Source organism: Pseudoalteromonas sp. S2721, assembly GCF_005887425.1.
Classification (GTDB): Bacteria; Pseudomonadota; Gammaproteobacteria; order Enterobacterales; family Alteromonadaceae; genus Pseudoalteromonas; species Pseudoalteromonas simplex.
Genome location: NZ_PNCZ01000064.1, coordinates 23385 through 29608, shown reverse-complemented (window position 1 = coordinate 29608; position 6224 = coordinate 23385). Strand labels below are relative to the sequence as shown.

Sequence of the window (6224 nt, the reverse complement as noted above, 5' to 3'; positions counted from 1 at the left end):
TTAACTGGTTCTTCAGTTTTAACAGGCTCTTCAGCTTTTACTGGTTCTTCAGTTTCAGCCTGAGCCTGTTTTGCCTTTAGCTCAGCTTCATATTCAGCAGCAGCTTGATCTGCTACAGGAATAAATGCTGGCGCATCAGCTTTGTCATCACTCGACTTTTCATCATGCTCAGGGCGACGGCGACGTTGACCAGCAGCACGTAAGTGGCGAGGTGAACGACGAGATCGTGTACGAGGTTGAGCTTGTTCTTCATCAGTTGATGTTTCAACTTCCGATTCAGTTTGCTCTGCTTGTTTAGGTTCAGCGTCAGCTTTTACTGGTTCTGCAGGTACTTGCTTTTCAGCAACAGGCTGTTCTGCTTGCTCAGTTTCAACTGCTACTTTTTCTTTTGCAGGCTTAGCTGGTTTTTCAGCTTTAGGTGCTTGCTCAGTTGTTTCAGTTGTTTGTACTGCTTTTGCTTCATCTGCGCTTTCATCTGTTACGCGAACTTTTTTGCGTAAGTTGCGACGTTGACGACGAACCTTAGGTTTAGTTTCCTTTGGTTGCTCAGACTTAGTCTCTGGTGCAGTGTCTTTATTTGTTTGCTCTACATCATCATTACGTTTTTCATTACGTTTTCTGTTGTTAGAGTTACGACGACGTTTGTTGCGATTCTCGTTACCTTCTTTTTGCTCAGGCTTATTCGAAGTATTTGTGTTTTCTTCTTTAGCTTGTGCATCGTCAGGACGTTTATTGCGAGAGTTGCGACGGCGTTGGTTGTTGCTACGGCGACGGTTGTCGTTGTTGCGACGATTATTGCTACGTCTTTGTGCAGCTTTTTTCTCTTCTTGCTCTTTTTCAGCTTCTTCTTCGGCATTGCTGAATAACGACTTGAAGAACTTACCAATTGCAGCAAATAATCCACCTTCTGACTTTTTAGCCGCAGGCGTTGTTTGCTCAGCTTTTGGTGCAGCTTGAGGTGCAGGTGTAGTAGGCATAACAACACCTTTAAGAACCGGCTCTTCACGAACTGGTGCTGAAGGCGCTTTAGCCATTTCAAATGCTTCTGGCTCAGGAGCAACAACTTGCTCGTAGCTTACTGTTTCGATTGTTTCGTCTTTACGTAAGCGAACTACTTCGTAATGTGGCGTTTCCATGTGTTGATTAGGAATGATCACAACATCAACGTTATGGCGCTTTTCGATGCGTTGCACGCTACGACGTTTTTCGTTTAATAGGTAAGCGGCAACAGCCACAGGCACTTGTGCATTTACTTGTGATGTATTGTCTTTAATTGCTTCTTCTTCGATTAAACGAAGGATAGACAATGCAATTGATTCGTTAGAACGAATCGTACCTTGACCATTACAACGAGGACATGGGCCTTGGCTTGCTTCACCTAATGAAGGGCGTAAGCGCTGACGCGACATTTCAAGCAGACCAAAGCGTGAGATCTTACCAATCTGAACACGGGCACGGTCAGGACGAGCAGCGTCTTTTAAACGATTCTCTACTTCGCGTTGGTGGCGTGGTGGAGTCATATCGATGAAGTCGATAACAATAAGACCACCTAAGTCACGTAAACGTAATTGACGGGCAATCTCGTCTGCTGCTTCTAAGTTAGTATTAAGTGCTGTTTCTTCGATATCACCGCCTTTAGTGGCTTTAGATGAGTTGATATCGATAGACGTAAGTGCTTCAGTTGGGTCAATTACAATTGAACCACCTGATGGTAAGCGAACTTCACGTTGGAAAGCAGATTCAATTTGGCTTTCAATTTGGTAGTGAGTGAATAGTGGTACATCGCCCTGATAAAGCTTAACGCGGCTCATGAAATCTGGACGGAAACGCTCAATATGCGCTTTCGCTTCTTCAAATACACGTGCTTTATCAATTAAAATTTCACCAATGTCACGACGTAAATAGTCACGGATTGCGCGGAAAATTACGTTACTTTCTTGGTGAATTAAGAACGGAGCAGGGCCGCTATCAGCAGCTTGCTGAATCGCTTGCCAATGCACTAATAGTGCTTTTAAGTCGTACTCTAGTTCTTCAAATGATTTACCAACACCTGCTGTACGAACAATTAAGCCCATGCCTTTAGGTAGTTCTAAACGGCTTAGTGCTTCTTTAAGTTCAGTACGCTCATCACCTTCGATACGGCGAGAAATACCACCGGCACGAGGGTTGTTAGGCATAAGTACTAAATAGCTACCTGCAACGCTGATAAAAGTTGTTAACGCAGCGCCTTTTTGGCCACGCTCTTCTTTATCAACTTGCACAATGACTTCTTGGCCTTCTTTGATCACGTCACGGATATTTGGACGACCTTGGAATGTATAGCCTTGTGGGAAGTAGGTGCGGGCTATTTCTTTAAGAGGAAGGAAACCGTGTCTCTCAGCGCCATAATCAACAAAGGCAGCTTCTAGTGACGGTTCGATACGGGTAATTTTACCCTTGTAAATATTTGCTTTTTTTTGTTCGTGACCTGGGCTCTCTATGTCTAAATCATACAGGCGCTGGCCATCAACCAGTGCAACGCGCATTTCTTCTTGCTGCGTCGCATTGATTAGCATACGTTTCATATTGTTACTCTACTAATTCTGTCGCTGACATGACGATATAAGCTCGTCTGTTCAGTGGTTTCTGACGGTTGTTTTTGTGCAGTCTCACGACTGGGTAAAGTCAAAACCTGAAGTTGTTTGCTTACATTGAGCATCACTAAGTGTGGCTGACAATAACATGTTGTCACGTTATTAAATTCTTATAGGTGTCAAAACTGCCGCCAATTCTGCGGTTTTAATTTACGAGTTTTGTCCCGAAGTCGACCATGTTCAAATTTTTATTCAATGTCTTGCTACAACAGCTGCTTCTGAATGACGTTGCTACGTCGTCACTATCAGTCAATTTATCTTGTTCAATTGCTTTTTATGTTCATTAATCAACATTCGTGCTCAAATTATTCAGGCAATATATTACGCGCATCGCCGATAATTGAACGCTCGTGTTGGCTGGGTAATTATAAAAGCTTTGGAAAACTTAGCGCGGATCTGTATGATCGGCAACCCAGAATATGCTTCACGAATGTATTAATGTGATAAAAGCACCGTTGTTACTTGCAAACTTTATGTTCGCGACGGTGATTATCCCACTATTACAGTCGCGTTAGCAACTAAATTATTTACTTAAATCAGTGATTAGGCAATGTCAGAAAAAACCGGCTTACAAGTTTCGTTTGTTACCATAGGTGAAGACCATCTAGGTCAACGTATTGATAACTTTCTTATTACTCACCTAAAAGGTGTGCCTAAAAGTGCAGTTTATAAAATCCTTCGTAAAGGCGAAGTGCGAGTAAATAAAAAACGCATAAAACCTGTCTACAAACTACAACTAAACGATGTGATTCGTATTCCACCTATCAAAGTGGCCGAAAAAGAAGAGTTTGTGCCAAAAAAACTCGATAAAGTAAAACAACTTGAAGACGCCATTTTGTTTGAAGACAAGTATTTAATGGTGATCAACAAGCCTTCGGGTATGGCTGTGCATGGTGGCAGTGGCCTAAGTTATGGCTTAATCGAAGCACTTCGCGTACTTCGTCCTGAAGAGCGTAGTTTAGAGCTTGTACACAGACTAGACCGTGACACATCAGGTTGCTTGCTTATTTCTAAACGTCGTTCAGTGTTAACTGATTTACATAAACAGTTACGTGAAAAAACCATGGAGAAAAACTATTGGGCATTAGTTGATGGTCAATGGGATTCTAAAACGAAAAACGTTACCGAAGGACTTCGTAAAAACACCTTAAAGTCTGGTGAGCGTGTGGTGCGTGTTGATAATACTGAAGGTAAACCATCGCACACGCGTTTTCGTGTGCTTGAGCGATATGCTGAGTGCTCATTAGTACAAGCGTCGCCGGTAACGGGGCGTACTCACCAAATTCGTGTGCATACGCAATGTAAAGGTCATCCAATTGCTTGTGATGATAAATATGGCGTTGCAGAGTTCGATCAATACGTGAATAAACTGACTGGTTTAAATCGTTTGTTTTTACATGCCCACGATTTACGTTTTATGCACCCTAAAAATGAAACAACCATGCATGTTGAAGCGCCACTCGATAATGCACTTCAAAATTGTATCAAAAAGCTACGTGCAGATAATGAACAAGTTTAAGCTGGTTATTTTTGATTGGGATGGCACAGTGATGGACTCTGTGCCAAAAATTGTCACCTGCTTGCGAAATACTGCGCGAGACTTAGGTATTCCTGTTCCAACAGAGCAACAAGCGAAAGACGTTATTGGTTTATCGCTGGCAAAAGCCACTGCAGTGCTTTTTCCGGCGCATTTACATTTAAGCGACGAACTCGTTGCAGGTTACAAAGCACAGTACCGTGAGTTAGATGTTACACCTACACCTTTATTTAAAGATGTAGAATCCGTTTTAAAGCAGTTAAGCGATGCAGGTATGCAATTGGCTGTTGCTACCGGTAAAGGACGTGAAGGCATTGATAGGCTTCTTAATGAGTCAGGCCTTGGTAAGTACTTTGTGAATATAAAATGCTCTGACGATGCTGAGTCGAAGCCATCTCCAGATATGCTTGAGCAAATTTTACGTGAGCAGGGCATCGCAAAAAGCGATGCTGTGATGATTGGCGATAGCCAACTCGATATGGCAATGGCTAATGCCGCAGGCATTGCTTGTATTGGAGTGAGTTTTGGTGCCCATAGCCCGGCGCAGTTGCAACAACATACGCCGTTATGTGTTGTTGATTCATACCAACAACTTTTGCAGGTTTTAACTACGCCCCTTGCAGCGTTAACACGTCAACATCAAACTCAGCCAGCACTTTAGTTAATGTGATCAGTGGCAGGCCTATCAATGTATTAGGGTCATCGCCACTGAGCTTTTCAAATAAACAGATGCCTAATCCTTCACTTTTAAAGCTACCTGCACAGTTATAAGGCTGCTCTGCATCGCAATAAGCATTGATCTGCTCAAGTGTGAGTGTTTTAAATGTCACATCAAATGGCACCACGGTGGTAATTGCTTTATCGCTTTGTATATCAAAAACACTTAAACCCGTTAAAAAGGTCACTGTATGGCCACTAAATGATGATAGCTGCTTAATGGCATTCTCTTTAGTATGAGGTTTACCTAAAATTGTATCGTTGAATACCGCAACTTGATCAGAGCCGATCACCAATCCTTCGCTAAAATGTTGTTTGGCAACTCGGGCTTTTTGCTCGCTTAAACGAGCAACTAATTGCTCTGGTGTTTCAGCTGCGATAGGGGACTCATCAATATCTGGAGAAAAACTTTGAAAAGGTAAGTTAAACTTAGTTAATAATTGCTGTCTAAATGGTGAGCTTGACGCTAATATAAGTGTTGGTTTCATAATAAATTCTGGATGAAAATTGTATTTTGCCAAGGATAAGCCACAATGAATCCGAAAACAAAGCAGAAGATCGTTAAAAACCTACCAAAATTGGTTTTTTACTTTGACTAACTTACTAACTATCTATATGATGCAGCCCCTATGCAAAAGGTGAAAATTCCCATCACTCTTCATCCCAGCAAAGCAGCTCAACATCGTTTAACGTATGACGGTATTGTCCCGCTTGAAAAACTTTCTCGTTTAGAGCAAGTTGTGCAGGAGGAAGCAGGTGAAATAGCGGTAAAGATTCATTGCAAAATTGACGAGCAAGGTTTAGTGGTAATAAGTGGTAACTTATCAACACATGTAACTGTAACTTGCCAACGCTGTAATGGAGAATTAGGGTTGGATTTGGAACAAGACTTTGTGTATTCGCCAATTGGTTTGGATGCAGAGTCAGATCATCTACCTGAAGGTTACGATGAAGTAGAGCTTGACGAAAACGGTGAAATCAACGTATTTGAGTTAATCGAAGACGAACTGATTTTAGCTATTCCAATAGTGCCTACACACAACGAAGCTTCATGCAGTTATTCATCAGAGCCTACTAGCTTTGGTAAATTAGCAGCAAAAGATGACAAACCAAATCCATTTGATATTTTGAAACAACTTAAGAAAGATTCTTAGGAGAAGACTAATGGCTGTACAAAAAAGCAAAAAGTCTCGTGCAAGACGCGGCATGCGCCGTTCACACGATGCGATCAGTGGTCCAACTTTAACTGTAGATCAAGTTTCTGGTGAGACTCACCGTCGTCACCACGTAACTGCTGACGGTTACTACAAAGGCGTTAAAGTAATTTCTAACTAAGA

The 6224-nt window shown here is 42.0% G+C and carries 6 protein-coding genes; 4 read left to right on the top strand and 2 right to left on the bottom strand.

Translation table 11 applies throughout. From position 1 onward, the window contains the following. On the bottom strand, positions 1-2564 hold a 2564-nt coding region (gene rne, locus CWC02_RS18675; protein WP_138619747.1), incomplete at its 3' end, for a ribonuclease E. A 619-nt stretch (positions 2565-3183) separates the two neighbouring features. Here rne and rluC point away from each other — a divergent pair. Beyond that, positions 3184-4152, top strand: coding sequence for a 23S rRNA pseudouridine(955/2504/2580) synthase RluC (rluC, locus tag CWC02_RS18670; protein WP_054554708.1), 969 nt, complete (start codon positions 3184-3186; stop codon positions 4150-4152). Next, positions 4139-4831 carry an HAD family hydrolase gene (locus CWC02_RS18665; RefSeq protein WP_138619746.1) on the top strand — a complete coding sequence of 231 codons (693 nt, stop codon included), beginning with the start codon at positions 4139-4141 and terminating at the stop codon, positions 4829-4831. The genes rluC and CWC02_RS18665 overlap by 14 nt, the downstream gene beginning before the upstream one ends. On the opposite strand, the gene CWC02_RS18660 is transcribed toward CWC02_RS18665, so the two are convergent. After that, a complete protein-coding gene (locus CWC02_RS18660) occupies positions 4779-5375 on the bottom strand; it encodes a Maf family protein (RefSeq protein ID WP_138619745.1) in 597 nt (198 codons plus the stop codon). The genes CWC02_RS18665 and CWC02_RS18660 overlap by 53 nt on opposite strands. A 141-nt stretch (positions 5376-5516) precedes the next feature. Here CWC02_RS18660 and yceD point away from each other — a divergent pair, with 141 nt between their 5' ends. After that, a complete protein-coding gene (gene yceD / locus CWC02_RS18655) occupies positions 5517-6041 on the top strand; it encodes a 23S rRNA accumulation protein YceD (RefSeq protein WP_054554711.1) in 525 nt (174 codons plus the stop codon). Positions 6042-6051: 10 nt separating this feature from the next. Further along, complete coding sequence (gene rpmF, locus CWC02_RS18650) at positions 6052-6222, top strand: 50S ribosomal protein L32 (RefSeq protein WP_036967969.1); 171 nt, start codon at positions 6052-6054, stop codon at positions 6220-6222. Positions 6223-6224: the final 2 nt, after the last annotated feature.

What these genes read in the sequence shown, in the direction of transcription:
- rluC (WP_054554708.1), top strand. Translation starts at nt 3,184, where the DNA reads ATGTCAGAAAAAACCGGCTTACAAGTTTCGTTTGTTACCATAGGTGAA.
- CWC02_RS18665 (WP_138619746.1), top strand. Translation starts at nt 4,139, where the DNA reads ATGAACAAGTTTAAGCTGGTTATTTTTGATTGGGATGGCACAGTGATG.
- CWC02_RS18660 (WP_138619745.1), bottom strand. Translation starts at nt 5,375, where the DNA reads ATGAAACCAACACTTATATTAGCGTCAAGCTCACCATTTAGACAGCAA.
- yceD (WP_054554711.1), top strand. Translation starts at nt 5,517, where the DNA reads ATGCAAAAGGTGAAAATTCCCATCACTCTTCATCCCAGCAAAGCAGCT.
- rpmF (WP_036967969.1), top strand. Translation starts at nt 6,052, where the DNA reads ATGGCTGTACAAAAAAGCAAAAAGTCTCGTGCAAGACGCGGCATGCGC.